Source organism: Haloarcula laminariae, assembly GCF_025457605.1.
GTDB lineage: Archaea > Halobacteriota > Halobacteria > Halobacteriales > Haloarculaceae > Haloarcula > Haloarcula laminariae.
Genome location: NZ_JAMZFY010000002.1, coordinates 37,460 through 61,492, shown reverse-complemented (window position 1 = coordinate 61,492; position 24,033 = coordinate 37,460). Strand labels below are relative to the sequence as shown.

Below are 24,033 nucleotides of genomic sequence, written 5' to 3'. Positions count from 1 at the left end.
GGGGTATAGCTAACAGACGGACCGACGGACCCCGGTGTATGCACGTCGCCGTCATCGGGTTCGGGAACGCCGGGGGAAAGATAGCCGACGCCATGCTGGAGTTCGAGGCCGACACCGGGCGGTCGCTGTGCAAGGACGTTCTCGCGGTCAATTCCGCGGAGATAGACCTGGCCAAACCGGACCACGTCCCCGAGGACCGGCGGTTGCTCATCGGGCAGACACACGAGCGAGTGAAGGGCCGCGGCGTCGGGGCCAACCCCGAGCTGGGCGCCGAGGTGGCCCGCAGGGACCTCGGGGAGATAGACCGCGCGCTGGACGACGTCCCGGTGTATGAAATCGACGCCTTCCTCGTCGTCGCCGGGCTGGGCGGGGGCACCGGCTCCGGCGGCGCGCCGGTCGTCAGCCGACATCTCCGGGAGATGTACGCCGAACCGGTGTACGGCCTGGGGGTCCTCCCCAGCGCGGACGAGGGCGGGCGCGCGTCGCTGAACGCCGCCCGCTCGCTGCAGTCCTTCACCGACGCCACCGACAGCCTCGTCCTCTTCGACAACGACGCCTGGCGACAGGCCGGCGAGACGCTCCAGAGCGGCTACGACCACGCCAACACCGAGTTGGCCCGGCGGGTGACGACGCTGCTGGGCGCGGGGGCGCTCGACGACTCGACGGTCTCCGAGACCGCGATGGACGCGAGCGACATCAACCGGACGCTGTCGACCGACGGCGTGAGCACCATCGCCTACGCGAGCGCGGACCTCGACCGGGAGACCAAATCCGGCCTGCTCGACCAGTTCCGCACCAACGGCCACGCCGACACCGACTACGCCCAGAAGGTCCACGGGCTCGTCCGGCGGGCCGTCAACGCCCGGCTGACCTGTCCCGCCGACGTCGAGTCGGCCGAGCGCTCCCTCGCCGTCGTCTCGGGGCCGCCCGAGGAGCTCTCTCGCAAGGGGCTCCAGCACGCCCGCCAGTGGCTCGAATCCCAGACCGACAGCGTGGAGGTGCTGGCCGGCGACGACCCCCGGGAGGACGCCGACCGGCTCTCGGTGGCCGTGTTGCTCTCGAACGTGACCGACGTGCCCCGCGTCGACACGCTCCAGGAGCGCGCCGTCGACGCCCAGGACCGAATCGAGGCCGAGGCGTCCGCCCGGGACGACGAGGTCGCGGAACTGGTCACCGACGAGAACGACGAACTCGACCCCATCTGACGCCCGCGACGGCCGACTCCCGGTGAGTGCCCGAACCGGTACAGTCTTTCCGCGGCCGAACCCAACGGTCGCTATGGACCTGGCACACGTCGCTATCTGCGTCTCCGACCTCGACCGCGCGCTGGCGTTCTACCGCGAACTCGGCTTCGAGGAGACCCACCGGTTCACGCTCTCGGGCGTCGAGAACGTCTACGTCGACAGACCCGGCGGCGACGGCGCCCTCCAGTTGCGCTACGACCCCGACCGAACCACGCCTATCGCGCCCTCGCGGGCCGACACCGACCACGTCGCCTTCACCGTCGAGGACGTCGAGGAGACGTTCCAGACCGCCCTCGACGCCGGCGGTGCGGCGGTGCTGGAGCCCACCGAAATCGAGCCCGCGGGCGCCTACGCCGCCTTCGTCGAGGACCCCGAGGGGTACACGCTGGAGCTCTACCGCGGGCTGTAGCGACCGAGGAGCTACCCCGCTGGCGACCGAACTCCCGACATGGTCACGGCCGGCGAACTGTACGTTCTCACCGCGACCGTGATGGCGCTGGTCGCGCTCGCGGCGGCGGTGCCGGTGCTGCGCGACATCGCGATAGAGGGCCGTGAGCGACTGCGGCGGGGCGGACCTGACCCACCGGTAGAGGACGCACACAGCAGCGAAGTTGCCGGTGTGCGCTGCCAGCACTGCGGCACGGAGAACGAGACGGACTACACGTACTGTGCCGAATGCTCGCGAGCGCTGTAGCTTCCCATCCCAGATATTGCTGTACGGTAGCATACGGCGAGCGAAGCGAGCCGTTTCACCGGAAGCGCGCGGCGCGCGCTTCCGGCCTTTTTCGCCCACGTTTTTGCCGGGAGGGTTCCCGCAGCGAGCCGGAGGCTCGCGAGGAAACCCGACCGGGAAAAAGGTGGTACGCCAGGACTGGGATTTGAACCCAGAATCCCGAAAGGGAACACGCTTTCCAGGCGTGCGCCTTACCGTTCGGCCATCCTGGCTCGCAGCCGAGAGTGGGAGGGCGTCCGGTTAAGGACTTTCGTTTCCGAGCAGGCGGCCGCGGGCGGCGTAGCTGAGCGCCGTGGCACCGACCAGCACGGCGACGGCGACGCCGGCTTTCGCGGCGACGGTCACCCGCTGGCCGGCGACCAGCTCGTACCCCTGCAGGAGCACGAGGAAGGCCAGCGCGCCGACGACGCCCCACAGCAGGCTGTTCTTGGCTCGGGAGCGCATCAGCGGACGGCGACGGCCTCGATTTCGACCGCGACGCCCTTCGGAAGCGCGTCGACGCCGACGGCCGAGCGGGCGGGCGGGGCCTCGTCGAAGAAGCCGGCGTAGGTGTCGTTCATCGCGTCGAAGTCGTCGATGTCGTCGAGGAAGACCGTGACCTTCAGCACGTCGTCCATCCCCGCGCCGGCCTCCTCGAGGACGGCCGCAACGTTTTCGAGTGCCTGTTCGGTCTGCTCGGCGACCGGTGCGTCGTCCAGCAAGTCTCCGTCGGGGGTGAGCGGAATCTGGCCGGCGGTGAAGACGAGGTCGTCGGTCGCGGTCGCCTGGCTGTACGCGCCGACGGCGGCCGGCGCGTCGTCGGTGTGGACGATATCCTTCATACCAGTGGGCGGGCGTCCGAGCGGTAAAAAAGCGCCGTCAGACCAGCACCTCGACGGGGTAGCCGTGCTCGCGGAGCGCGGCCAGTAGCTCGTCGACGTGGTCTGGCCCCCGGGTTTCGAGGTCCAGTTCCACCTCTGCGTCGTTCATCGCCACGTCGCGGTTGGTGCGGTCGTGCTCGATGGCGTAGATGTTGACCTGCTGGTCGGAGAGGACGCCCACGAGTTCCTCCAGCGCGCCGGGGCGGTCCTTCAGCACCGTTTTGACCCGGAGATAACGGCCGGTCTCGACCAGCCCGCGGACGATGACGTTCGTCAGCGTGTTCAGGTCGATGTTGCCGCCACACAGCGCCGGGACGATGACCTCATCGTCGGCGTAGTCGAACTTCTCCTCGGTGACGGCGGCCAGGGCGACGGCGCCGGCGCCCTCCGCGAGCGTCTTCGACCGCTCCAGCAGGGTGGTCAGGGCCACCGCTATCTCCGAGTCCGTCACGGTCACCACCTCGTCGACGCGCTCCTGAATCACTTCGAAAGTGTGTTCGCCCACGGTGCGAGTGGCGATGCCGTCGGCGATGGTCTCGACGCTGTCGCGCTCGATGCGGTGGCCCTTCTCCAGGGACTCGGCGACGCTTGAGGCCCCTTCGGCCTGGACGCCGACGACGCGAACCGAGGGGTCCAGTCCGTCCAGCGCCGTGGCGATGCCGCTGATGAGGCCGCCGCCGCCGATAGGGACCACGACGGTGTCGACCTCGGGGAGTTCGTCGTATATCTCCAGCCCGATTGTCCCCTGGCCGGCCATCACGTAGTCGTCGTCGAAGGCGTGGACGTAGGTCCGCCCCTCCTCGCGCTCTATCTCGTGGGCGCGCTCGGCGGCCTCGTCGTAGTCCTCGCCCGACAACACCACGTTCCCCTCGTAGCTCCGGGTGGCTTTCACCTTCGAGATGGGGGCGTGTTCGGGCATCACGATGGTCGAGTCGACGCCAATGCGGGTGGCCGCCAGCGCGACCCCCTGGGCGTGGTTGCCCGCGCTGGCCGTGACGACGCCGTTCTCGCGCTCGGCCTCGGAGAGCGTCGCGATGCGGTTGGTCGCGCCCCGGAGCTTGAACGAGCCGGTGCGCTGGAACAGTTCGAGCTTCAGGTGGACCTCGGCGCCGGTCATCGCCGAAAATGTGTGTGAGTACTCGAGCGGTGTCTGTCGGGTCGTCTCGGCGACCCGGTCGCGTGCCGCCTGCACGTCCTCGAACGAGAGCATGGCACCGGCTACTGGCCGTGGCGTGTTATACTGTTGGGACCGGCGAAAACGGATAGGGAGAGCGTGTGACTGCAGATAGACGGAACGGCCGACGCTACTTAAACCCAGCCGAACCGGAGTGAAAGTGTAACCGCGGGACTAGGAGCCTCTCCGGGCAAATATCACTCCGGTGTCAGGACGGCTGTATATATAGGCAGCCGACCGGCTCGCCGACTGGCAGAACTGTTTTAGGGGGTCTCGACAACGTAGGGGATAGATGGATACGTGGCAGCGGCGGACGCTGATTTATCTCGTCGGACTCGTCGGTGTGATTCTGGGCTACGCGCTGGCCTACGACTACGGAATGTCAGCCTTCGAGGGCGACCCCCGCGAGTTCCTCCACTCGCTACAGGTCGTCGTCGAGACGTTCACGACTACCGGGTATGGCTCGGACGCCCCGTGGTCGAGTACGGGGATGCGCCTGCTGGTCATCGTGATGGACATCACGGGTGTCGTCCTCATCTTCCTCGCCCTGCCGGTGTTGCTCTTTCCGCTGTTCGAGGAGGCCATCGAGACGAACGCCCCGACCACCGTCGAGCGCGACCTCGCGGACCACGTCGTTATCTGTCACTTCACGCCCCGCGGCGAGACACTCGTCACCGAACTGGAGTCGTGGGACGTCGACTACATCGTCGTCGAACCTGACGGCGACCGCGCCGACGACCTCTACGAGGCGGGCTATCACGTCGTCCACGCCGACCCCCAGTCCGTCGAGGCGCTGGAGCGGGCCCGGCTCACCGACGCGCGGGCGCTGGTCGCCGACGCCTCCGACCAGGTCAACACCAGCATCGTCCTCACGGCGCGGGAGGTCGACGAGGGCGTCCGGACGGTGAGCGTCGTCGAGGAGCCCGACCGCGCCCGGTACCACGACCTCGCGGGCGCCGACGCGGTTCTCTCGCCGCGCCGGCTGCTGGGCGAGAGCCTCGCCAGCAAGGTGACGACTGGCGTCTCGACGACGCTCGGCGACTCCATCGAGGTCGGCGAGGACTTCGACATCGCCGAGCTCCCCGTCCACCGCGGGAGCGACCTCGTCGGGACCACGCTCGCCGAGAGCGGCATCCGCGAGGAGACGGGGGTCAACGTCATCGGCGCGTGGTTCCGCGGCCAGTTCGTCAGCCCGCCATCGCCCGACGCCGAACTGGACGGTTCGACGGTGTTGCTCGCCGCCGGGACCGCCCGCCAGCTCGAACGGCTGAAATCCCGGACTCTCTCCAGCGTCCGGGGCTTTCGCCGCGGCGAGACGGTCATCGTCGGCTACGGCGAGGTCGGACAGACCATCGCGGACAACCTGTCGGCGGCGAACGTCCCCTACACGGTCCTCGACCAGGTCGAGGCGGACGGCGTCGACGTCGTCGGCGACGCCACCGAACCGGCTGACCTGCGGGCCGCCGGCGTCGAGACCGCCCGCACGGTCATCCTCGCGCTGTCGAAGGACACCGATGCGGAGTTCGCCACGCTCGTCGTCCGCGACCTGAACCCGGAGGTCGAGGTCATCGCCCGCGCCGAGGAGACCCAGAACGTCACCAAGATGTACCGGGCCGGCGCGGACTACATCCTCTCGCTGGCGACCGTCAGCGGCCGGATGCTCGCCTCGACTATCCTCGAAGACGAGGATGTCATCTCGATGGACCAGCAGGTCGAGATAGTCCGTACCGACGCCGGCGACCTCGCGGGGCGGACGCTCGGCGCGGCGGATGTCCGCTCGCGCACCGGCTGTACCGTGGTCGCCGTCGAACGCAACGGGACGGTGCTGACCGACCTCGGGCCGGACGTGCGCGTCCAGTCCGGCGACAGCCTCGTCATCGCCGGGACCGACGCCGGCGTGAAACGCTTCCAGAGCTTCTACCAGCACCGCACTTGACCGCGTCTCCGCCCACGTCCGCGGGGACACGCTTCTCCAATTGTCGGGTAGGTGCCGAGGACAAACGTTTTCTCGACGGATTGGCATACTCCCCCGCATGGGTAGCAAGTGGGTGGCCGCGATCGGCTACGGCTTGGTCGGGCTGTTCCTGGCGATTACACCGGTGTTCCTCGTCGATACATTGCTGTCCCCGCCGTCACTCCTCCAGTACGTCGGCGGCGGGCTGCTCGTGGGCCTCGCGCTGGGGACGGCCGGCAGTTTCGCGCCGCTGGCACGGGGGAGCCGCGGACGCGTGTTGGGGGGCGTCGGCGTCCTGCTCGGTTTTCTCGGCCTCGTCGGACAGTTCGTGCTGTAGCTCCGCTTCTCGCCCTGTGGTCCGATGTCTCCGGACGACACCCAGTCGCGTCGCTCGCCGGCGGATTGGTCGACCTCGCGGTGTGTTCGGCCGAGTATCCCGTCCCGCGACCGGCACTGTCGCCGCCGGCGGACGGTACTGAGTTAAAAACCTTCCCCGTTACATTGATAATCAATACCACGCTACGTAAGGTGTGGTAGCCTATGTCTATGGGAGCGTATGACGACGACGAACACGAGCGCCGTGAGCGCAAGAACAACGAGGTCGATATGTCGGAAGACGACGACCGGACCGCGTATCACGGGACAGTCGACTACGAGGGCGGCGAGTCCACGGAGGAGCTGCTCGACCAGTTCAAGCAGATCAACTCCGAGTGAGGCCGCTTCCGGACCTGACCTGTAACAGCGTCACGGAGACGGCGGTGACGACCGTGACGGCGGCCACGTGCGCGAGCAGGGCCGCGAGCAGCACGCGCTGGTTCAACACGAACGGGACGAGCACGAGCTGGAGGACGCCAAAGCCCCACGTCTCGATGTCCGCTCGCTGGAACACCCGGGCCGTCTCGGGGTCGAACTGGAACCGGAAGGACCGCCAGAGGCCGGTGACGCTGGCCCACCAGCCGGTGCCGATGCGGTAGCAGATGTCCCAGAGGATGAGCAACATGAGATACACGACGAGCACCGGCGGGTCCGGACCGAAGAGCGCGGTCAACAGCGGCGACTGCGCTGTCTGCGGGTCGAAGACGAAGAGGTGGGTCAGCAGGGCGATGTAGGCGAGGACCGACAGCACCACTTCCATGTTTGAGGAGAAGAGCAGCGCCCGGTAGGTCGGGGGCACGTCGATGCGCCGGACGAGCGTGCTGATGCGGAGCATCTCGACGCTGCCGACGGTGGCGACGAAGATGACTGCCGTCGCTACGATGGCGACGTTCCACGTGTCGTAGTACCACGAGAGGGCGACGACGGCGACCTCGAAGACGACGAGCTGGATGGCAAGCGCCGCCCACGTGGGCAACCGGATGCCCGGCAACGCGCCGACGATGCTCTCGTACACCCACGTCTCGCCGTAGTCGGGTCGGGGGTTCTCGTCGCTCACTGACCGGGGCCCTCCACCGCGACCGGGTGTACCCGCTGGCGGGTCCCCGAAAGCGCCCGCTCGACGGCGGTATCGAACGGGGTCAGCTCCACCGGGACCGCGTCGTGGATGCTGTCGTCCCGGGCGACGACGGGCGTCTTCAGCCCGTGGATGAGCGGCCGAGCGACCGTCGAGGGCACGTCGGTCACCAGCCCGATGGCGCGGGCCGAGAGCCGCGGGCTCAGTATCGGAATCGGGACGACGGCCGGCTCGCTGTCTCTGACGACCCGGCCCGTCCGGCGGAGGATATCGGCGTAGGTTATGACCTCCGGGCCGCCTATCTCGTAGGTCTCCCCGGCGGTGTCGGGGACTGCCAGCACGCCCACGAGATACTCGATTACGTCCTCGACGGCGATGGGCTGACACTCCGTGCGGACCCACCGCGGGGTGAACATCACCGGTAGCTGTTCGGCAAGCCCCCGGATGAGGCGGAAACTCGCGCTCCCGGTACCGATGACGACGGCCGCCCGGAGCGTCGTCAGCTCGAACGCGCCGGCGCCGAGGATACCCTCGACCTCCCGCCGGGAGCGGAGGTGTCGCGACTGTAGCTCGTCGTCCTCGCCCAGCGCGCCGAGATAGACGACCCGGTCGACGCCGGCAGCGTCGGCGGCCGCTCGGAAGTTCCGCGCCGCCCGGCGGTCCCGCTCGGCGTAGTCGCTGCCGGCCCGCATCGAGTGGACCAGGTAGTACGCGGCGTCGGCGTCGGCGAGCGCGTGCTCGAAGCTCCCCGGGTCCAGCAAGTCACCGGCGGCGACGGTGACCCCCGACGGCGGGTCGTAGCCGTCGGGGTCTCGGACGAGAACGGTGACATCGTGGCCGGCGGCGCGGAGGGCGGGCACGAGATGGCTGCCGACGAACCCCGTCGCCCCGGTCACGAGAACGCGCATGTCACGGTTACAGAGCGGCAAGGGGTTAAAATGCTCCCCCTCCGGGCACAAACGCCTTCCGTCCGTCGCCGGTACCGTCGGTATGGCCTCCCAGCCCTGTGACGGCTGCGGCGAGTCCGTCTCGATAGCGGGGGGTATCGCCAACATCTGGACCCAGGAGAGCCGCCCGACGGAGGGCATCGTGCTTGAGCTGGGCGACGGCACCGAACACTTCCTGTGTTACCGATGTATCGAGCGGCTGCCCGACGACCGCGAGGTGACCGAGGCGGACGTGGCGGCGCTGGACGACCGCACCTGACGGCTCACCGGCCCCCGCTCGGCGTCCATCGGGTCACGCTGTCGGCGAGGTACAGCTGCCCGTCCCGCCGGCGGACGTACGCGAGTAACAACAGGCCGCCAAGCGCCGCGGAGACGACGTGGAGGGCGCCGGTCTCGCCGAGCCAGAACGTCTGGCCGCCGATGTCGACCACCAGGAGCTCCGGCGTCCGCTGTGAGACACCGAGCCCGAACACCGCGCTCATGCTGAAGTTGTAGCCCGCGTGAAAGCCTATCGGGAGGGCGAGGTCGCCGGTGAGGGCGTAGACGCCGCCGAAGACGGTACCGGCCAGCAGGTAGTAGCCGTACTGGGTGGGGTCGGTGACCTTCCCGCCGTGGAGGGCGGCGAAGACGGCGGTACTGCCCGCCACACCGACGCCGACGGCCGCCCATCGAGGCAGGTAGCCGTCGGCCCCTTCGACGAGGTTCTTCAGCATCGCGCCCCGGAAGACGAACTCCTCCCAGGCGGCCGCGACGGCGACGTAGCCGAACACGACGACTATCGCGACCGGGAACGGAAGCCCGCCGGCCCCGCCGACGAACCCGGTGACGGTCGCCCACCCGGCCGCCAGCGCGACGACCAGCGTCACGGCGTTGACCGCCGTCGCGAACCCGGCGCCGACGGCCGCCGACCGCCACCACCGCCGGTCCAGCGCCAGCCCGTAGCTGGCGACCGGTCGGCGGTCCAACAGCCGGGCGCTGGCGAGGACCGCCGCTGCGAGGACGACAGCGAGCACGCCTGTCTCGACCGCCTCGACGACGGGGTGGTCGAACCACGCCCTGAGGGCCGGCTGGAGGGCGGCCAGCGCAAGGAAGGTCGCGACGAGGGGCAACACCGCGCGAAGGGGCGCCCGGAGTCGCCCCTGTTCGCGGTTCCAGAACGGCCAGACGAGACACCGACCGCCGCGCCTGAGCCGTCCGAGCGTCGTGGAGGACATGGTCGGTGGAGGCGCGGTACGGGTAAACTACCGGCCGGACGGCTTCCGGCCCGGAAGCCGGCGGGACCGTTTTATGGCTGCCGCCGGGCTGGGTGAGATATGGAGGACGGCGACGACGAACTCCTGGCCCTACTCGACGACGAGTACGCGCGGGCCATCCTCGCCGAACTCACCACCGAACCGATGTCCGTCTCCGAACTCTGTACGGCCTGTGGGATTTCAGACCCGACCGCGTACCGCCGGCTCGACCGACTCCAGGCGGCCGACCTCGTGGCCGAGGAGCAGGCCCTAGACCCCGACGGCCACCACTACAAGCGCTACGTCGCGACCGTCGAGGACGTGACCGTCACCTTCGCCGACGGGAGCTACGAGGTGGCCGTGACCCGCTCCGGCACCGACCCGGCCGACCGATTTACCGACCTGTTCGAGGGGCTGTCCTGAGATGTCGTCGCTCTTGCAGCTCCGGGCCGTCGGCGCCGAGCCGTCGATAGCGGTCGCGGTGCTCGCGCTCTCGGCGCTTTCGCTGCTCCTCTCGCTCGCTGTCGCGACGGTGCTCGTCCGCGGCTACCGCCGCGGGCCGGGTCACCGGGGGACGCTGGTGCTCGCGGTCGGCCTGCTCCTGTTGACCACGGTCCCGGAGAGCCTCCGAATCGCGCTCCCGACGCTCACCGGCGTCGGGGCCGTCGGCCGCTCGCTGCTGGTGAGCGGCTGTGAACTCGCCGGTCTCGGGCTCATCCTCTGGTCGGTGTACATGGAGGGGACTCGATGACTGCGCTCCCGTCCGCTGCGGTCGGCCCGGACGCCGTCGTGTGGGCCTCGGGGGCCCTGACGGCTGTCGTCGGGCTGTTCGTCGCGGCGCTGGCCTACCGCGGCTACCGGCGCAACGGCGCACACAAGATGCGCGCGCTCGCCGTCGGAATCGGCCTCCTGACTGCCGGCGTCTTCCTCGCCGTGGTGCTCGCGACGTGGTCGGGCGTCGGGGCCGGACTCGTCCTGCTCGTTCGCGGGCTCGTGACCGTCGCCGGCCTCGCCGCCGTGCTGTACGCGCTCTTGCGGGCGTGACCGGCCTACACCCCCGGAATCCCGAACGCGTCGGTCGCGATGCCCAGGAGCCCGAGCCCGTAGAGGAGCAGGAGTGCGACGAGCCAGGCCACGAAGCCGATGCCCAGCGCCGTCCCCCAGCCGCCGGGGTACTGCCAGTTGATGACGCCGACCCAGGCGAGTAGCATCAGCAGCGGCCCCAGCAGCGGAATCCAGCCGAAGAACACGCCCACGAGTGCGTAGACGAGCGCCCCGAGCAGAGCGGTGATAGCCGCCCGGCGGAACCCGGTGTCCCGGTCGATGAACACCTGTGCCCCGATAGTTATCGCCACGGCGCCGACGACGAGGCTCACGAGGAAGACGAAGACGCCGCTGACGACGGCCGGCGTCTCGACGCCCGCCTGCAACGCCGGCCCGGCAAGCGTCCCCGTCATCACTCCGGTCCGGTGTCCCCCCGTGCTCCGCCGTCCGCGGCCGCCTCGGCGGTCGCCTTCGTCGGCGTCCACCTGAAGTGGAGGTCGAGCTCCTCGACGTCCTTCCGGAGCCGGCGGGAGCGCTCGGTCACCGTCGCCTCGGCCGCGATGCGTTCGGGCGGCGAGAGCTGGACGCGTTTGTTGCCGACCGCGACCCGGATGCGGTCCCTGCCGGCGTCCAGTTCGTCGGCGATAGACCGGAGGAACTCCGCCGTCTCGGCTCTGGTCAGCTCCGTCTCGTGAGTGGTCGTGTCTGCCATCGCTAGGCCGCTACGAGCTGTCAACTAATTAATACTATGCCCGAAGCGTGTGCCACAGCGGTTGGGGGACCGCTGTAGACGGGGACAGAGGGCCGGTCGCGGGGACCGAACCGGCGGTTATTCGGTCGGGTCCCGCGGACGCTCGTCCGACGCTCTGGCGACGTGTCGCGCCGAGCGAGCTCTCCGCTCGGCGGTGAGCGTCGATAAAACAAAGTATCAGATGTGGTCGCCGAAGCGACCGGAAATCCGAATTAGTTGCGGACGACGTTCGTCGCGCGGGGGCCCTTGTCGGCCTGTTCGATGTCGAATTCTATCTCCTCGCCTTCTTCGAGGTCCGGACCGCCAACGTCCTCCATGTGGAAGAAAACGTCCTCGTCCGCGTCCTCAGTCGAAATGAAACCGTAGCCGCCTGTGTCGTTGAAGAAATCAACCTTACCGTTTGCCATTACAAACAACTGTACAGCCGCTGGATGTATAAGGCTACTGAGAGTCGCGCTATCACGAACGAGTGCGTGTGACCACGGACCACGGCAGTCGAGGCGGGTGTCACTACGCTCGCGGACGCACCGACTGGAAAGGTTTAGGCCCGCCCGCCCGTTGCCTTCTCTCGTGTACCCCGCGCGGATTCCAGACGAGTTCCCGGCCCCGAGCCATCGGGGCAACCAAAAGCAGGCGCTTGCGGACATCCGCGCGGCCTTCGAGGGCGGCAAGGACGTAGTGCTCGTTCGGGCGCCGACCGGGAGCGGCAAGTCCCTGCTCGCCAGGGCCATCGCGGGCGCGGCCCGCACCGCCGGCGAGGCCGCGCCGGAGCAGGTCGTCGACGCCTACTACACCACGCCGCAGGTCTCACAGCTCGACGACGTGGCCGAGGACGCGCTGCTGGAGGACCTCTGTGTCATCCGCGGGAAGAACAACTACGACTGCATCCTCCCCGGCGAGACGGACACGCCGGTCGACCAGGCCCCCTGTGTCCGCGAGCGGGAGTTCGACTGCCAGGTCAAACACCGCTGTCCGTACTTCTCCGACAGGGCCATCGCCTCGAACCGCCGCATCGCCGCGATGACGCTGGCCTATTTCATGCAGACCGCCGGCAGCGACGTCTTCGGCAAGCGGGACGTGGTCGTCGTCGACGAGGCCCACGGGCTCGGGGAGTGGGCGGAGATGTACGCCACCATCGAGCTCTCGCCCTCGACCATTCCGTTCTGGGACGAGCTCGACGTCCCCGACCTGGACGGGCTGGACGAGGCCGTCAGGTTCGCCGAGCGCATCGAGCACGTCACCGAGCGCCGGGTCAAGGAGCTGCGGGGCAACGCCGAACTCACGCCAGACGAGGTGGCCGAGCGCGACTCGCTGAACAAGCTCCGCAGCGACCTCTCGTGGTTCCAGGAGGACTACCGGGACCCCGAGAGCGCGACCACCTGGGTCGTCGACCAGAACGGCGACGAGGGCGCCCCCGTGACGGTGAAGCCGATGAACCCCGAGAAGTACCTCAAACACACCGTCTGGGACCGCGGCAACCGCTTTGCGCTGCTGTCGGCCACAATCTTGAACAAGGACGCCTTCTGCCGGAACGTCGGGCTGGACCCCGCCGACGTGGCGCTCGTGGAGGTCGGTCACACCTTCCCGGTCGAGAACCGGCCGCTGTACGACATCACGCAGGGGAAGATGACCTACGAACACCGCGACGACACGTTACCGCAGGTCGCCCGGGCCATCGTCCGGGCGATGGCTCGCCACGCCGACGAGAAGGGGCTGGTCCACTGTCACTCGTATGCGATTCAGGAGCGGCTCGACGAACTGCTGACTGACTTCGGGGTCGGCCCCCGCGTCCGGAGCCACGACAAGGCCGACCGCGACGCGGCGCTGTCGGCCTGGAAGCGCAGCGACAACCCCGACCTGTTCCTCTCGGTGAAGATGGAGGAGGCCCTGGACCTGGAGGGGGACCTGTGTCGCTGGCAGGTGCTCTGTAAGGCCCCCTACCCCAACACCCGCGATTCGCGGGTCGCGCGCCGGCTGGAGGACGGTCAGTGGGGCTGGTACTACCGGACGGCGCTGCGGACGGTCATCCAGGCCTGCGGTCGCGTGGTGCGTGCGCCCGACGACTACGGGGCGACCTATCTGGCCGACTCGTCGCTGCTCGACCTCTTCGAACGCGCACGAACCGACATGCCCGACTGGTTCGCCGAGCAGGTCGACCGCTGTTCCGAGCCCGACCTCCCCGACTTCGCGCCCGACCGGGCGCTGTCGGCTATCTCGGAGTCGGCCCGAAGCCGGCACGGCCGCTCGGGGTCGCGGTCGAGCGGCAGTCACCCCCTCTCCGACGTCTGGGACTAGATGAGGAAGGCCGCGCCGTAGATGAACGACGACCCCACCATCAGGAAGACGAGAATGATGGCGAGTATCTGCTGTCTATCCATAGCTCTACTTTCCCGGACAGCCAATTAGGCGTTACGGGGTCCACTCACTCCCGGTCGTCGGCGCCGTCGAGCCGGCTGCCGTAGTCCGGCGGCGCTTGGGCCCCCTGTGATGCACTGCCGACTGCGAGTGCCGTCGCCGCGAGCGCGCCCGCGCTCAGAGCCCCTGACGCGTGACATCATCGTCCACGCCCCGGCTACACACGTGGGATGATAAAAACCGCCGCCGACTCGGGGTCGGAGACGCCACCGCCGGGACCATACTGTTAAGCCGACACTCCCGCACAGTCACCACATGCGTCTCGCACTTCTCGGGGTCGGACAGGCCGGCGGCAAGGTGACAGAAGCGTTCCTGGAGTACGCCGACCGGACGGACAGCGACATCGTCGTCGACGCGCTCGCGGTCAACACCGCCAAGGCCGACCTGCTCGGCCTCGACCGGATACCGGTCTCGAACCGGCTGCTCATCGGGACTGACCGCGTCAAGGGCCACGGCGTCGGCGCCGACAACGAACTCGGGGCCGAAATCGCGGCCGACGACAGCGAGGTGGTACTGGACGCCGTCGCCGGGATGCCCACTCACGAGATAGACGCGTTCCTGCTGGTCGCCGGGCTGGGCGGCGGGACCGGCTCCGGCGTCGCCCCGTACCTCGCGAAGGAGCTGCGCCGGCGCTACGAGGAGCCGGTGTACGGGCTCGGGCTGCTCCCCGGGAAGGACGAGGGCGGTATCTACACCCTCAACGCGGCGCGCTCGTTCCAGACGTTCGTCCGCGAGGTCGACAACCTCGTCGTCTACGACAACGACACGATGGCGTCGGGGGGCGACAGCCTCGCGGGCGGCTTCGCGAAGGCGAACGAGGACCTGGCCCGCCGCTTTGGGGTCCTCTTTGCGGCCGGCGAGACCGACGGCTCGGCGGTCCCCGAGCAGGTCGTCGACGCGAGCGAGATAATCAACACGCTGGGCTGTGGCGGCGTCTCGACGTTCGGCTACGCCAGCTCGCCCATCGAGCGCAAACGGGGGCTCTTCGGCGGCAAGGGCCGCCCCGACACCAGCGACGCCACGCCCCGAATCCTCGCGCTGGTGCGCCAGGCCACGCTGGGGCGGCTCACGCTGCCCTGTGAGATAACCAGCGCCGAGCGCGCGCTGGTGGTCGTCGCCGGCCCGCCGGAGATGCTCTCCAGAAACGGCGTCGAGAAGGCCCGGACCTGGCTGGAGGAGGCCACCGGGACGATGGAGGTCAGGGGCGGTGACTTCCCCGTGCCCGACGCCGACGAGGTGGCGGCGGCGGTGTTGCTCTCCGGGGTGAGCGACGTCCCGCGGGTCAAGGAGCTACAGGCCGTCGCCATCGAGACCCAGCGCTCGATGCGCGAGATAAGCGACGTGGCCGACGACCGGCTCTCGGACCTGCTGTGGAGCGGCGACGGCGAGCTGAAACCGCTGTTCTAGTCGACTCGCGCGTCCACGACGACGTGGGCGACGCCCTCGCTGTGGCTCTTGACGCGACGCGTGTCGAGCACCTCGACCGAGCGCCCGGCGTCGGCCGCCGCGCTCTCCAGTCGCTCGACGGGTCGCTCGAAGACGAGGTTATCGGGGGTCGCCTCGTGCATGTGGAGGACGCCGCCGGGAGCGAGCGCGTCGAGCGCGCTGTCGAGGTACTCCCAGGCCTCGTAGTACCCCATCACCACGCGGTCGACGGGGCCGCCGTCGATGCCGGCCGCGACCACCTCCCGGCAGTCCGCCCGGTAGGGGTGGACCAGGTCGTCGACGCCGTTGCGCATCGCGTTCTCGACCAGATACCGGAACGCCGTCGGATTGCGCTCGACGGCGGTGACCTCGGCGCCGGCCCGGGCCATAGGGAGCGTGAAGTAGCCGATACCGGCGAACATATCCAGCACTCGCTCACCATCGCTGACGGCTTCTCCCATCCGCGCCCGCTCGGCCTTGTTCCCCGGCGAGAACATCACCTCGGCGAGGTCGACGGCGTACTCGGTGCCGTGTTCGGTGTGTACCGTCTCCGTGTCGCCCTCGCCGGCGATGACGGTCACGTCGGGCTCGCGGTGAGCGCCGCTGATGCCGTTGCGGGCCACCACGGTGTCGGCCTCGCCGTGCAGCGCCAGCAGCGCCTCGCCGACCTCGCCGGGCCGGGGCGCGTCGCCCAACTCCACGAGGACGACGCTGCCGACGACCGCCCACGAGCCGGGCGCGGCGTCGAGTTCGTCCTCGGTCCACCCCCGCTGGCGGAGGTGGTCGGCCAGGCCGCGCAGCCGTTGCTCGCCGACCTGCTGGACGACCTCGCGAACCGCGACGGTCTCGGGCGGCGCGGTCACCGGAACCGCGACCCCGTCGCTGTCCCACGACTCGACGCTGCGGTTGTCGTCGTAGACCCCCTCCGCTTCGAGTGCGTCGATGACTGACTCGGCCCGCGGCTTGGCGACGACGACGGCCAGGTGCCGGGCGTCCGCGAGTTCGTCTTCGGCCGCCGCGTCGGGGGTCTCCGCCGGCCCCGCTCCGTCCTCACTCATCGTCGCTCTCGGGCAGTACGTGCAGCCCCGCGTGGCTCTTGATGACGGGCACCTCGTCGGCGTCGGTGTCCATATACGCCGGCCGCGGGACGGTGACGCTCTCGAAGGTCTCGGGGTCTAACACCTGGACGGCGTTCGCGTCCTCGACGGCCACCAGCGTCGTCGACTGGCCGTCCTCGCGAAAGCCCAGCCGGCGGGCGTCGGGCGCCTCGCCCTCCTCGAAGCGGGCCTCGTAGGCCTCGCCGGTCGCCAGGCGCACCCCTTTCAGGTTCCCCTGGACCGACCGCACCAGGACGGGGCCGTCGCCGTCCTCGGGGTCGATTATCTCCCCCTGTCGATAGCGGGGCAGTCGGACGGCGTAGGTCATCCGGTAGAGCTTCTGGCCGTCCTCGTCCTCGCTGATGAGGCGCTTCGAATCGGAGTACCCCCCGCCCAGCTGGGCCGTGATTCGCTTGGCGATGCCCTGGCCCATCTGGTTCGTCGATATCTTCATGTTCAGCCCGTCGTCCACCTCGTTCGTCTCGGTGATGAAGGCGTTGCGGTCGCCGGTGGCCTCCCGCTCGGCGATGTACTCCTCGGCGATGGTCTTGGCCCGGTCGACCTCGTCGTCGGTCGGGTCCCGCCCGTCGGCCCGGACCTGGACGACGCTGGCGAAGGAGCCGCCGGCTATCTTCCCGCAGCGCTTGCAGGTCTGCCGGGAGATGCGCACCGGGACGCTCACCTGCTCGTGGACTGGCGTCCCCCGGACCACGCCCGAGAACTCGGTGTGCATGCGGATGTTGTTGCGGTCGAGCTGCTCGGGCGCGACCTGCCAGTCGACGGCCTCGGCGTCGACGTGGACGCCGAGCGCCTCGCTGACCTGCTCGACGGCGATATCGGTGTAGTCCTCCGCGCCCACGTCGACCCACCGGTTCCCCTTGTGGACCGCCCCGCACCGCGAGCACACCCGGACCTCGATGGTCTCGGGGGCGTCGACCAGGTCGAACTCCTCGAAGTAACAGGCGTCACACAGCACTCGCTCGGAGTCCCGCTGTGCGCCCGGGAGCGCGGGGCGGTCCTCGGGTGGCTCGAACTCGTCGCCACACTTCGGACAGAAGGCGCCGGACCGACTCATTGGTCGCTATAGCGCGCTCGGGCTGTTACGTATTGCGTTCTGACTCGGGACCGACCCGGCCTGCAGGTGCGTCCCAGCGGACGCTGTCCCGGGGCCGGTCCGGTCGCGCGGATGCCTCGACTCGCCCGGCATAGGCCCCCAGCTATCGACCGAATCAGGCGGCGTCCGTTCCGTCGCCGCCGGGAGCTGCAGGCAGCGAGTTCATCTCCATTGACATCTTTCGTCAAAGCGGGAACGAACCATGAGTAACAATACGACTGACGAGCGAACGCACGACCGGGTCGAGAACCCGGACGAGAGCGGCAAAGGCATATCCGCGGTCATCGCGCTACTCGGGCTCTGGATGATACTCCAGGCAGTCCTGTTCGACATCGTCGTCTCGCAGTTCTGGAACGACATCGGCGTCGGCGCTCTCCTGCTCGCCGTCGGTGCGTACAACTACTATCGGCGGTCGAACAAGGAGCTCGGCAGCATCGGCGCCGCGTCGGTCGCCGCGCTGTTGGGGCTGTGGCTCGTCATCGCGCCGTTCGTACTCGGCGCCCAGGCGGGCCTGACCGAGACGACCAACGACCTGGCGTTCTGGAACGACATCGTCGTCGGTCTCCTGGCGTTCGGCCTCGGTAGCTACAGCGCGTACGAGGCCCGCGCGGACCGCCAGGAAGCCGCGGAACGCAGAACGGTCAGCTGAGAGCGTCGGTCGAACGGGACCGCGCTATTCCGCGTTCGCCCACCGCTGTGAGAGCTCCGCCCGCCGATACGAGGCCACGTGATAGCCAGTAAGCTGTACTGAAAACGCGATTAGCGACGCCGCGAAGAGGCCAATCATGGGCAGCGAACCGCCGTAGACGATGCCGTTGACCAACTGGAGGAGCGCAAACAGCGGCAGGCCGATGGTAAAGATACCGGTGCGGACGGGGAACTCGCGGGCCATCCTGACGAGTACGTCCACTTGGTTAGTTCGCTCTGTTGACATTATTTCTTCGTCTCTCCGCCTGATTCTACTAGCAGGACCGTATAGTCGCTTCGAAATCGGCGACAGCAGCGCTCTCGGCCATGACTGGTCAGCGTCGTAATACGCACCTATCCCTGACGGCGCCACAGGAGTGTCCCATGCGAGCACGATACCGGGGTTTTAGCGTCTCGGTCACCTAGTTCCCGATATGCAGTGGCAAACCGACTGGGGGCTCCGCGGGCGGATGGCCCTGACGATGTTCCTCCTGTTCGGGCTGTACATCGTCTTTCTGGGCGTCCTCACGCTGTACTTCGGCGACCGTCTGCTCCCCATCGTCATCGTGATGGGGCTGTTCATGGGCGCGCAGTTCCTCTTCAGCGACAACCTGGCGCTGTACTCGATGGGCGCCCGCGAGGTCGACCCCGACGAGTACCCCGAGCTACACCGGACAGTCGAACGGCTGGCCCAGCAGGCCGACCTCCCGAAACCGAAAATCGCCGTCGCCGACTCCCGGGCGCCGAACGCCTTCGCGACGGGGCGCTCCCAGGACAACGCCGCCGTCGCCGTGACGACGGGCATCATGGAGCTACTCGACGACGAGGAACTGGAGGGCGTGCTGGCCCACGAGCTCGCTCACATCAAGAACCGGGACGTGATGGTGATGACCATCGCCTCCTTCCTCTCGACCATCGCCTTCCTCGTGGTCCGCTGGGGGTGGCTCTTTACCGGGGGGCGAAATCGCGGCGGCCAGCAACAGGCGCCGGTGTTCGTCGCTATCCTCCTCTCGCTCGTGGTGTGGGTCATCTCCTTCCTGCTCATCCGGGCGCTCTCGCGTTACCGGGAGTTCGCCGCCGACCGCGGCGGGGCCTCGATTACGGGTCGGCCCGCGGCGCTGGCGACCGCGCTGATGAAGATCGACAGCGGGATGGAGAAGGTTCCCGAGGACGACCTGCGGGGCCAGTCCGAAATGAACGCCTTCTTCATCATCCCCATCCGCTCGGGCTTCATCGGGCGGCTGTTCTCGACGCACCCGTCCACGGAGAAGCGCATCGAACGGCTGCGCGACCTGGAGCGGGAGCTGTAGCCGCGTTCGCGGCGGGGTCGGGCGCCACTCGCTCGCTATCACACTGTCGCCGGAACGGCAATCGCCTTACCGCTCGCGCCCAACGTGTCGGTATGGGACTGCTTTCCGGACTCAAGAGCGTCCTCGGGATGCGCGCGGAGGCCGACGCGACCCGGGACGCGGACCCCGACGACCTTTTCGGGATGTCGACGGCCCACGTCACCATGGAAGCCGAACTGGGCTACGCTCCGACCGGCGACGCGGCGCTGTGTTTCGGCGACGTCGACAGCGAGGACTTCCAGGACGCGACCGACGAGGTCGAGGCTATCCTCGACGCCGGGGAGGCCGAGACCGGCACGGAGGCCGAGTTCACCGGCGACAGCCACGGCTACCGCTGGGTCGTCCTCCACGACGAGGACTTCGACGACCTCGTCACGTCGATTCACTTCGCCGCCGACACGCTCATCGAGCGCCGGTACGGCTCGCGGCTGCTGGCGGCGCTTTTCGCGTTCGAAGACGAGCGCACGGGCGACCCCGCCTACTGGGTGTACTCCTTCCGACGGGGGGCGTTCTACCCGTTCGCGCCCGACCCCGACACGGACCACGAGCGCGACCAGGCGGCGGAGTTCAAACTGGAGAGCAAGTTCGACGGCGAGCTGAGCGTCGAGGGCGACAAGGCCTACTGGTACCCGCTGTGGCCCGACCGCGCGGGCGACCACCCCTGGGAGTGAGATGTCGGACCCCGCTGTCTACGACCACCTGCGCTCGGCCGGCGCCGTCCCGATTGGCTGGCGCTTTGCGGGCGTCGTTGCCCTGACCGACATCGGCTCCGGGACACGCCGCCGCCCCCTTCCCTTCTAAATCTCCCGATACGCGTCCCGCTCATCCGACTGCCGTCTCCCAGTTTCACTTTCACCACACTGTTAACGGGGGTTTATATCCCATCGGGCGCAACCCACATCCATGTCCGAAGCAGCAGACCTCGAAGACCTGCCGGGTGTGGGGCCCGCGACAGCGGAGAAGCTCAAAGACAACGGATTCGACTCCTATCAGGGGATCGCCGTCGCCTCCCCGAGCGAGCTGTCGAACACCGCCGACATCGGCGAGTCCTCCGCCTCCGACATCATCAGCGCCGCCCGCGAGGCCGCCGACATCGGCGGGTTCGAGACGGGCGCCGCGGTGCTCGAACGCCGGGAGCAGATCGGCAAGCTCTCCTGGGGCGTCGACGAGGTCGACGAGCTACTGGGCGGCGGCGTCGAGACCCAGTCCATCACCGAGGTGTACGGCGAGTTCGGCGCGGGGAAGTCACAGGTGACCCACCAGCTCGCGGTCAACGTCCAGCTGCCCGCCGAACACGGCGGGCTGGAAGGCAGCGCCATCTTCGTCGACTCGGAGGACACGTTCCGCCCCGAACGTATCGAGCAGATGGTCGAAGGCCAGGACGACGACGTGATCGAGGACACGATGCGGCTCCACGGTATCGTCGGTGAGGACGAGGCCGCCGACGCGACCGACGACGACCTGATGGCAGACCTCGTCGAGTCGGTGCTGGACAAGATTCACGTCGCGAAGGCGTTCAACTCCAACCACCAGATTCTCCTCGCCGAGAAGGCCCAGGAGATCGCCAGCGAGAGCCAGGACGACGAGTTCCCGGTCCGCCTGCTCGCGGTCGACTCCCTGACCGCGCACTTCCGGGCCGAGTACGTCGGCCGCGGCCAGCTCGCCGACCGCCAGCAGAAGCTCAACAAGCACCTCCACGACCTGATGCGCGTGGGCGACCTCAACAACACCGCGGTGGTCGTCACCAACCAGGTCGCGTCGAACCCCGACTCCTTCTTCGGCGACCCGACCCAGCCCATCGGTGGGAACATCCTCGGGCACACCTCCACGTTCCGCATCTACCTCCGCAAGTCCAAGGGGAACAAGCGCATCGTCAAGCTCGTCGACGCGCCGAACCTCCCCGACGGCGAGGGCGTCATGCGCGTCGAGGGCGCCGGGCTGAAAAACGAGTAGCGCCGACGGTCTTTTTCCGTTTTGCGTCGCCGGTGAGCGACAGCGCCGTGGTCGCTGATGTGAGTCGTGTCCCCACGCCCCGAACCCCCTCGTTTCACGTGGAACCCGGCGCCGTCCGGCGTCTTTCGGGCGTCTGACGGACCGGAGTGAAAGTGGTCCGGATGGGAACAAACCGCCCGACGGCGATACATCTCCTGTCGAAACGAGGGGGTTGTGACCGAAAACCACACGACAGCGAACTGATTCGACCGGCTGTCGAGGGGTAGATTGTCGACTGCAGATTCGGCGGGCCCGGGTCTCAGTCGCCCGCCGACTTCATGCCGGTCCCTTCCAGGTCGTCGCCGCCGACCGAGGACCGCAGCGCGTCCATCCCGTCGTCGCGGTCGATACCGAAGTTGTCGGCGTGGAGCTCCTGGACGCGGTCGTACTCCTCGTCCGACAGCGGCGGGGTGTCGGGCGCGCCGGCCCACTCGTCGATGTCGGCGTTCGTGCGGAAGGTGGGGGTGACGGAGGCCACCTCGTCGTGGGCGAGCAGCCACTGGATGGCGGCCTGGCCCATCGTCCGCTCGCCGTCGCGTTCGAGGAAGCGAAGCGTCTCCAACTTCTCCCAGCCGGTCTCGTACCACTCGGTGGGCCGGTGGCCGCGGTGGTCGCCCTCCTCTAACTCGGTGTCGGGGGTGACCTGCTCGTTCAACAGCCCCGAGGAGTGGGGCACCCGGGCCAGCACCGACGTGTCCGCGCCCTGCTCGCGGATGGTGTCGATGAAGTGCTGGCCGGGGGTCTGCTCAAAGAGGTTGAAGACGGTCTGGAGCGCGTCGAACTCGTTTGCCACGGCGGCGTCGCCGTCGGCCAGCCAGCCGATGGACGGTCCGAGCGCCCAGCCGATGGCCTCGACCTTGCCCTCCTCGCGCAGTTCGTCGAGCGTCTCCAGCACGTCCGGCGTGACCTCGTCGACGTTGGCGTTGTGGAGCATCAGCAGCTCGACGTGGTCCATGTCGAGCCTGTCGAGCGAGCGGTCCAGCGAGGTGCGAATCCACTCGGGCGTGACCTTCTTCGGCAGTTCGCCGTGGCCCGCCTGCGGGTTGTTGTAGAAGTCGTAGCCGACCTTCGTCGAGACGGTCACTTCGTCCCGCACCTCCGCGAGGGCCTCGCCGACGAGCTCCTCGCTGTCGCCGTGGCCGTAGACGTCGCCGGTGTCGAAGAACGTGACGTCCCGGTCGACGGCGTGCTGGAGCATCTCTATGGCCTGGTCTTCCGTGCGGTCGCCCCACCAGTCCGTGCCGACGACCCAGGCACCGAAGCCCACTTCCGAGACTTCGATTCCCGTGTTCCCGAGCGTATCGTACTTCATGGGGCCGTGTTAGGGCGGTCCACACTTATCGCTCTTGGTTCCTGTCGCAGACGTAGCGACCACCGATACTGTGCCTCAGTACCGTCAGAAAGCCCCCGTTCAGTCCCGCTCGCGTCGGTCGTTCAGCCGGCTACGTGCTCTCATTCCCCGCCACGTGTCGTAATCCGGAGGTCGGGGACGGCGATGCTGTCCAGCACCTCGACGCGGCCGTACTCCCGTCGGACCCACCAGTAGATAGCGCCCGCCCCGACGGCGAGCAGGGGGAGCGCGACGAGGCCGCCCTCGGGGCCGAACGACCCCCCTGTCACCAGTTCGGGACCGGTGGCCTCGGTGCCGACGAGGGCGACGCCGGTGTCGAGCCCGCTGACGGGGAAGTCCCACAGCGAGAGCCCGTAGTTCCAGGCGACGTGGAAGCCACAGGCGATGCCCAGTCGGCCGGTGAGGACGTAGCAGGCCCCGAGCAAGAACCCGTAGAGCGTGATGTTCGTCACCGACAGCAGCGTCGCGCTGGGGTTGGTCCAGTGGAGGACGCCAAAGAGCGCGCCGGTCAGGACCGTGGCGGCGGCGGTCGAGGCCGTCTTGCCGATTGCGCCGGCCGCCCCCTCCGCGAGGTTCGTCAGGAGGTAGCCGCGGACGAGTATCTCCTCGACGCTAGCCTGGACGACGAAGAAGGGTATCAGGAGCGCGAGCCCGGTGACGGCGCCCGTCGAGGCGAGGCCGAAGGTCCCGCCCGTCGTCGCGGGGAGCACGCTCGTGACGGCGGTCCAGCCGACGGCGACCTGGCCGGCCAGCACGACTGTCGGGAGCCCGAGCCCCAGCGCAACACCGAAGGCGGCGTCACGCCACCACTGTCCGTCCAGCCCCAGCCCGAAGTCGGCCAGCGTCCGGCGGTCCAGCAGATAGCCGACCCCCAGGCCGGCAGTGCCCATCGCGAGGAACCCCCAGCCGAGTTCGGTCAGCGCGTACAGCGCCGCCACGACGCCGGTCTCTCCGGTGGGCGCGGGGACGGCGGCAAAGAGCAGCGTGAGCACAACCGAACCGAAGCCGGCCAACAGAATCCAGAGACCGATTCGCCACGGGGCACGGAGCCGCCTCTCGCCGGGGTTGACGAGATAGCCACGTACCGCCGATACGGGGTCGGACCTGCGCATACCGGTGTCTCGACCGGCGGCGGTTTATATCATCGGCTCAGCCAGCCCGGTCCGTGGCCGATAACCCGCAGTCAGCGGGGCGGTTACACGCACGTTACCCGC

At 68.6% G+C, this 24,033-nt stretch carries 31 protein-coding genes and 1 tRNA gene; 17 read left to right on the top strand and 15 right to left on the bottom strand.

Features of this window, described 5'->3' with window-relative positions; translation table 11 throughout:
• The first annotated feature begins 38 nt into the window (after nucleotides 1-38).
• The 3 genes from NJQ98_RS11810 (at nucleotide 39) to NJQ98_RS11800 (ending at nucleotide 1,938) form a co-directional block, all read left to right on the top strand.
• Nucleotides 39-1,205, top strand: a complete 1,167-nt coding sequence (locus NJQ98_RS11810) for a tubulin/FtsZ family protein (RefSeq protein ID WP_262178937.1) — start codon at nucleotides 39-41, stop codon at nucleotides 1,203-1,205.
• A 73-nt stretch (nucleotides 1,206-1,278) separates the two neighbouring features.
• On the top strand, nucleotides 1,279-1,653 hold the full coding sequence (locus tag NJQ98_RS11805; RefSeq protein ID WP_262178935.1) for a VOC family protein: 375 nt from the start codon (nucleotides 1,279-1,281) through the stop codon (nucleotides 1,651-1,653).
• A 39-nt stretch (nucleotides 1,654-1,692) separates the two neighbouring features.
• A complete protein-coding gene (locus NJQ98_RS11800) occupies nucleotides 1,693-1,938 on the top strand; it encodes a DUF7577 domain-containing protein (protein ID WP_262178933.1) in 246 nt (81 codons plus the stop codon).
• Between the two features lie 169 nt (nucleotides 1,939-2,107).
• Here the strand turns inward: NJQ98_RS11800 and NJQ98_RS11795 are convergent.
• From NJQ98_RS11795 to ilvA, 4 genes are all read right to left on the bottom strand, one after another.
• Nucleotides 2,108-2,189 (bottom strand) — tRNA-Ser (locus NJQ98_RS11795).
• A gap of 28 nt (nucleotides 2,190-2,217) precedes the next feature.
• Entirely contained in the window at nucleotides 2,218-2,421 is a 204-nt protein-coding gene (locus NJQ98_RS11790; RefSeq protein WP_262178931.1) for a DUF7981 family protein, read from the bottom strand.
• A complete protein-coding gene (locus NJQ98_RS11785; RefSeq protein ID WP_262178930.1) occupies nucleotides 2,421-2,798 on the bottom strand; it encodes a RidA family protein in 378 nt (125 codons plus the stop codon). The genes NJQ98_RS11790 and NJQ98_RS11785 overlap by 1 nt, the downstream gene beginning before the upstream one ends.
• Before the next feature lie 37 nt (nucleotides 2,799-2,835).
• Entirely contained in the window at nucleotides 2,836-4,047 is a 1,212-nt protein-coding gene (gene ilvA, locus NJQ98_RS11780; protein ID WP_262178928.1) for a threonine ammonia-lyase, read from the bottom strand.
• A 256-nt stretch (nucleotides 4,048-4,303) separates the two neighbouring features.
• On the opposite strand from ilvA, the gene NJQ98_RS11775 reads away from it, so the two are divergent.
• The 3 genes from NJQ98_RS11775 (at nucleotide 4,304) to NJQ98_RS11765 (ending at nucleotide 6,679) form a co-directional block, all read left to right on the top strand.
• A complete protein-coding gene (locus NJQ98_RS11775; protein ID WP_262178925.1) occupies nucleotides 4,304-5,947 on the top strand; it encodes a potassium channel family protein in 1,644 nt (547 codons plus the stop codon).
• 97 nt (nucleotides 5,948-6,044) lie between these two features.
• Entirely contained in the window at nucleotides 6,045-6,302 is a 258-nt protein-coding gene (locus NJQ98_RS11770) for a hypothetical protein (protein WP_262178923.1), read from the top strand.
• A 203-nt stretch (nucleotides 6,303-6,505) separates the two neighbouring features.
• Nucleotides 6,506-6,679 carry a DUF5786 family protein gene (locus tag NJQ98_RS11765; protein WP_262178922.1) on the top strand — a complete coding sequence of 58 codons (174 nt, stop codon included), beginning with the start codon at nucleotides 6,506-6,508 and terminating at the stop codon, nucleotides 6,677-6,679.
• Here NJQ98_RS11765 and NJQ98_RS11760 read toward each other — a convergent pair.
• Nucleotides 6,666-7,397: a DUF7530 family protein gene (locus tag NJQ98_RS11760; RefSeq protein WP_262178920.1), complete on the bottom strand. Its 732-nt coding sequence runs from the start codon at nucleotides 7,395-7,397 to the stop codon at nucleotides 6,666-6,668. The genes NJQ98_RS11765 and NJQ98_RS11760 overlap by 14 nt on opposite strands.
• The gene (locus tag NJQ98_RS11755) at nucleotides 7,394-8,323 is read right to left on the bottom strand and encodes an NAD(P)H-binding protein (RefSeq protein WP_262178918.1); all 930 of its coding nucleotides are present in this window, start codon (nucleotides 8,321-8,323) and stop codon (nucleotides 7,394-7,396) included. Before NJQ98_RS11755 ends, NJQ98_RS11760 begins: the two co-directional genes overlap by 4 nt.
• Nucleotides 8,324-8,405: 82 nt before the next feature.
• On the opposite strand from NJQ98_RS11755, the gene NJQ98_RS11750 reads away from it, so the two are divergent.
• The gene (locus NJQ98_RS11750; RefSeq protein ID WP_262178916.1) at nucleotides 8,406-8,621 is read left to right on the top strand and encodes a DUF7561 family protein; all 216 of its coding nucleotides are present in this window, start codon (nucleotides 8,406-8,408) and stop codon (nucleotides 8,619-8,621) included.
• Between the two features lie 4 nt (nucleotides 8,622-8,625).
• Here NJQ98_RS11750 and NJQ98_RS11745 read toward each other — a convergent pair whose 3' ends face one another.
• Nucleotides 8,626-9,576, bottom strand: a complete 951-nt coding sequence (locus NJQ98_RS11745; protein ID WP_262178914.1) for a CPBP family intramembrane glutamic endopeptidase — start codon at nucleotides 9,574-9,576, stop codon at nucleotides 8,626-8,628.
• A 99-nt stretch (nucleotides 9,577-9,675) separates the two neighbouring features.
• On the opposite strand from NJQ98_RS11745, the gene NJQ98_RS11740 reads away from it, so the two are divergent.
• The 3 genes from NJQ98_RS11740 to NJQ98_RS11730 are packed head-to-tail and all read left to right on the top strand — an operon-like array spanning nucleotide 9,676 to nucleotide 10,638.
• Nucleotides 9,676-10,017 (top strand): ArsR/SmtB family transcription factor, encoded by a 342-nt coding sequence (locus NJQ98_RS11740; RefSeq protein WP_262178911.1) that lies wholly within the window; start codon nucleotides 9,676-9,678, stop codon nucleotides 10,015-10,017.
• A 1-nt stretch (nucleotide 10,018) separates the two neighbouring features.
• Nucleotides 10,019-10,345 carry a hypothetical protein gene (locus NJQ98_RS11735; RefSeq protein ID WP_262178909.1) on the top strand — a complete coding sequence of 109 codons (327 nt, stop codon included), beginning with the start codon at nucleotides 10,019-10,021 and terminating at the stop codon, nucleotides 10,343-10,345.
• A complete protein-coding gene (locus tag NJQ98_RS11730; RefSeq protein ID WP_262178907.1) occupies nucleotides 10,342-10,638 on the top strand; it encodes a DUF7521 family protein in 297 nt (98 codons plus the stop codon). Before NJQ98_RS11735 ends, NJQ98_RS11730 begins: the two co-directional genes overlap by 4 nt.
• 5 nt (nucleotides 10,639-10,643) lie before the next feature.
• Here the strand turns inward: NJQ98_RS11730 and NJQ98_RS11725 are convergent, their stop codons facing one another.
• The 3 genes from NJQ98_RS11725 to NJQ98_RS11715 form a co-directional block, all read right to left on the bottom strand.
• Nucleotides 10,644-11,051, bottom strand: coding sequence for a hypothetical protein (locus NJQ98_RS11725; RefSeq protein WP_262178905.1), 408 nt, complete (start codon nucleotides 11,049-11,051; stop codon nucleotides 10,644-10,646).
• Nucleotides 11,051-11,350 carry an amphi-Trp domain-containing protein gene (locus NJQ98_RS11720; RefSeq protein WP_262178903.1) on the bottom strand — a complete coding sequence of 100 codons (300 nt, stop codon included), beginning with the start codon at nucleotides 11,348-11,350 and terminating at the stop codon, nucleotides 11,051-11,053. Before NJQ98_RS11720 ends, NJQ98_RS11725 begins: the two co-directional genes overlap by 1 nt.
• A gap of 251 nt (nucleotides 11,351-11,601) precedes the next feature.
• On the bottom strand, nucleotides 11,602-11,796 hold the full coding sequence (locus NJQ98_RS11715) for a cold-shock protein (RefSeq protein WP_166967680.1): 195 nt from the start codon (nucleotides 11,794-11,796) through the stop codon (nucleotides 11,602-11,604).
• A gap of 163 nt (nucleotides 11,797-11,959) precedes the next feature.
• Between NJQ98_RS11715 and NJQ98_RS11710 the strand changes: the two genes are divergently transcribed.
• Both NJQ98_RS11710 and NJQ98_RS11705 read left to right on the top strand, forming a co-directional pair.
• Nucleotides 11,960-13,684, top strand: a complete 1,725-nt coding sequence (locus tag NJQ98_RS11710) for a helicase C-terminal domain-containing protein (protein WP_262178899.1) — start codon at nucleotides 11,960-11,962, stop codon at nucleotides 13,682-13,684.
• Between the two features lie 375 nt (nucleotides 13,685-14,059).
• Nucleotides 14,060-15,211 (top strand): tubulin/FtsZ family protein, encoded by a 1,152-nt coding sequence (locus tag NJQ98_RS11705; protein ID WP_262178897.1) that lies wholly within the window; start codon nucleotides 14,060-14,062, stop codon nucleotides 15,209-15,211.
• Here NJQ98_RS11705 and NJQ98_RS11700 read toward each other — a convergent pair.
• Together NJQ98_RS11700 and NJQ98_RS11695 are read right to left on the bottom strand one after the other, a co-directional pair.
• On the bottom strand, nucleotides 15,208-16,287 hold the full coding sequence (locus NJQ98_RS11700) for a class I SAM-dependent methyltransferase (protein WP_262178895.1): 1,080 nt from the start codon (nucleotides 16,285-16,287) through the stop codon (nucleotides 15,208-15,210). The genes NJQ98_RS11705 and NJQ98_RS11700 overlap by 4 nt on opposite strands.
• Nucleotides 16,280-17,401, bottom strand: coding sequence for a 60S ribosomal export protein NMD3 (locus NJQ98_RS11695; protein ID WP_262178893.1), 1,122 nt, complete (start codon nucleotides 17,399-17,401; stop codon nucleotides 16,280-16,282). The genes NJQ98_RS11700 and NJQ98_RS11695 overlap by 8 nt, the downstream gene beginning before the upstream one ends.
• A gap of 241 nt (nucleotides 17,402-17,642) precedes the next feature.
• Between NJQ98_RS11695 and NJQ98_RS11690 the strand changes: the two genes are divergently transcribed.
• Nucleotides 17,643-18,089 carry an SPW repeat protein gene (locus tag NJQ98_RS11690; protein ID WP_262178890.1) on the top strand — a complete coding sequence of 149 codons (447 nt, stop codon included), beginning with the start codon at nucleotides 17,643-17,645 and terminating at the stop codon, nucleotides 18,087-18,089.
• A 24-nt stretch (nucleotides 18,090-18,113) separates the two neighbouring features.
• Here the strand turns inward: NJQ98_RS11690 and NJQ98_RS11685 are convergent, their stop codons facing one another.
• Nucleotides 18,114-18,374, bottom strand: a complete 261-nt coding sequence (locus NJQ98_RS11685) for a hypothetical protein (RefSeq protein ID WP_262178887.1) — start codon at nucleotides 18,372-18,374, stop codon at nucleotides 18,114-18,116.
• A gap of 187 nt (nucleotides 18,375-18,561) precedes the next feature.
• Here NJQ98_RS11685 and htpX point away from each other — a divergent pair, with 187 nt between their 5' ends.
• From htpX to radA, 4 genes are all read left to right on the top strand, one after another.
• Nucleotides 18,562-19,437, top strand: coding sequence for a zinc metalloprotease HtpX (htpX, locus tag NJQ98_RS11680; protein ID WP_262178885.1), 876 nt, complete (start codon nucleotides 18,562-18,564; stop codon nucleotides 19,435-19,437).
• Nucleotides 19,438-19,529: 92 nt separating this feature from the next.
• Entirely contained in the window at nucleotides 19,530-20,147 is a 618-nt protein-coding gene (pspAB, locus tag NJQ98_RS11675; RefSeq protein WP_262178883.1) for a PspA-associated protein PspAB, read from the top strand.
• Between the two features lies 1 nt (nucleotide 20,148).
• A complete protein-coding gene (locus tag NJQ98_RS11670) occupies nucleotides 20,149-20,277 on the top strand; it encodes a hypothetical protein (RefSeq protein ID WP_262178881.1) in 129 nt (42 codons plus the stop codon).
• Nucleotides 20,278-20,379: 102 nt separating this feature from the next.
• Nucleotides 20,380-21,429 (top strand): DNA repair and recombination protein RadA, encoded by a 1,050-nt coding sequence (gene radA, locus NJQ98_RS11665; protein WP_262178879.1) that lies wholly within the window; start codon nucleotides 20,380-20,382, stop codon nucleotides 21,427-21,429.
• A gap of 298 nt (nucleotides 21,430-21,727) precedes the next feature.
• On the opposite strand, the gene NJQ98_RS11660 is transcribed toward radA, so the two are convergent.
• Both NJQ98_RS11660 and NJQ98_RS11655 read right to left on the bottom strand, forming a co-directional pair.
• Nucleotides 21,728-22,780 carry an aldo/keto reductase gene (locus NJQ98_RS11660; RefSeq protein WP_262178877.1) on the bottom strand — a complete coding sequence of 351 codons (1,053 nt, stop codon included), beginning with the start codon at nucleotides 22,778-22,780 and terminating at the stop codon, nucleotides 21,728-21,730.
• Between the two features lie 140 nt (nucleotides 22,781-22,920).
• Nucleotides 22,921-23,931, bottom strand: a complete 1,011-nt coding sequence (locus NJQ98_RS11655) for a CPBP family intramembrane glutamic endopeptidase (RefSeq protein WP_262178875.1) — start codon at nucleotides 23,929-23,931, stop codon at nucleotides 22,921-22,923.
• Nucleotides 23,932-24,033 lie beyond the last annotated feature (102 nt).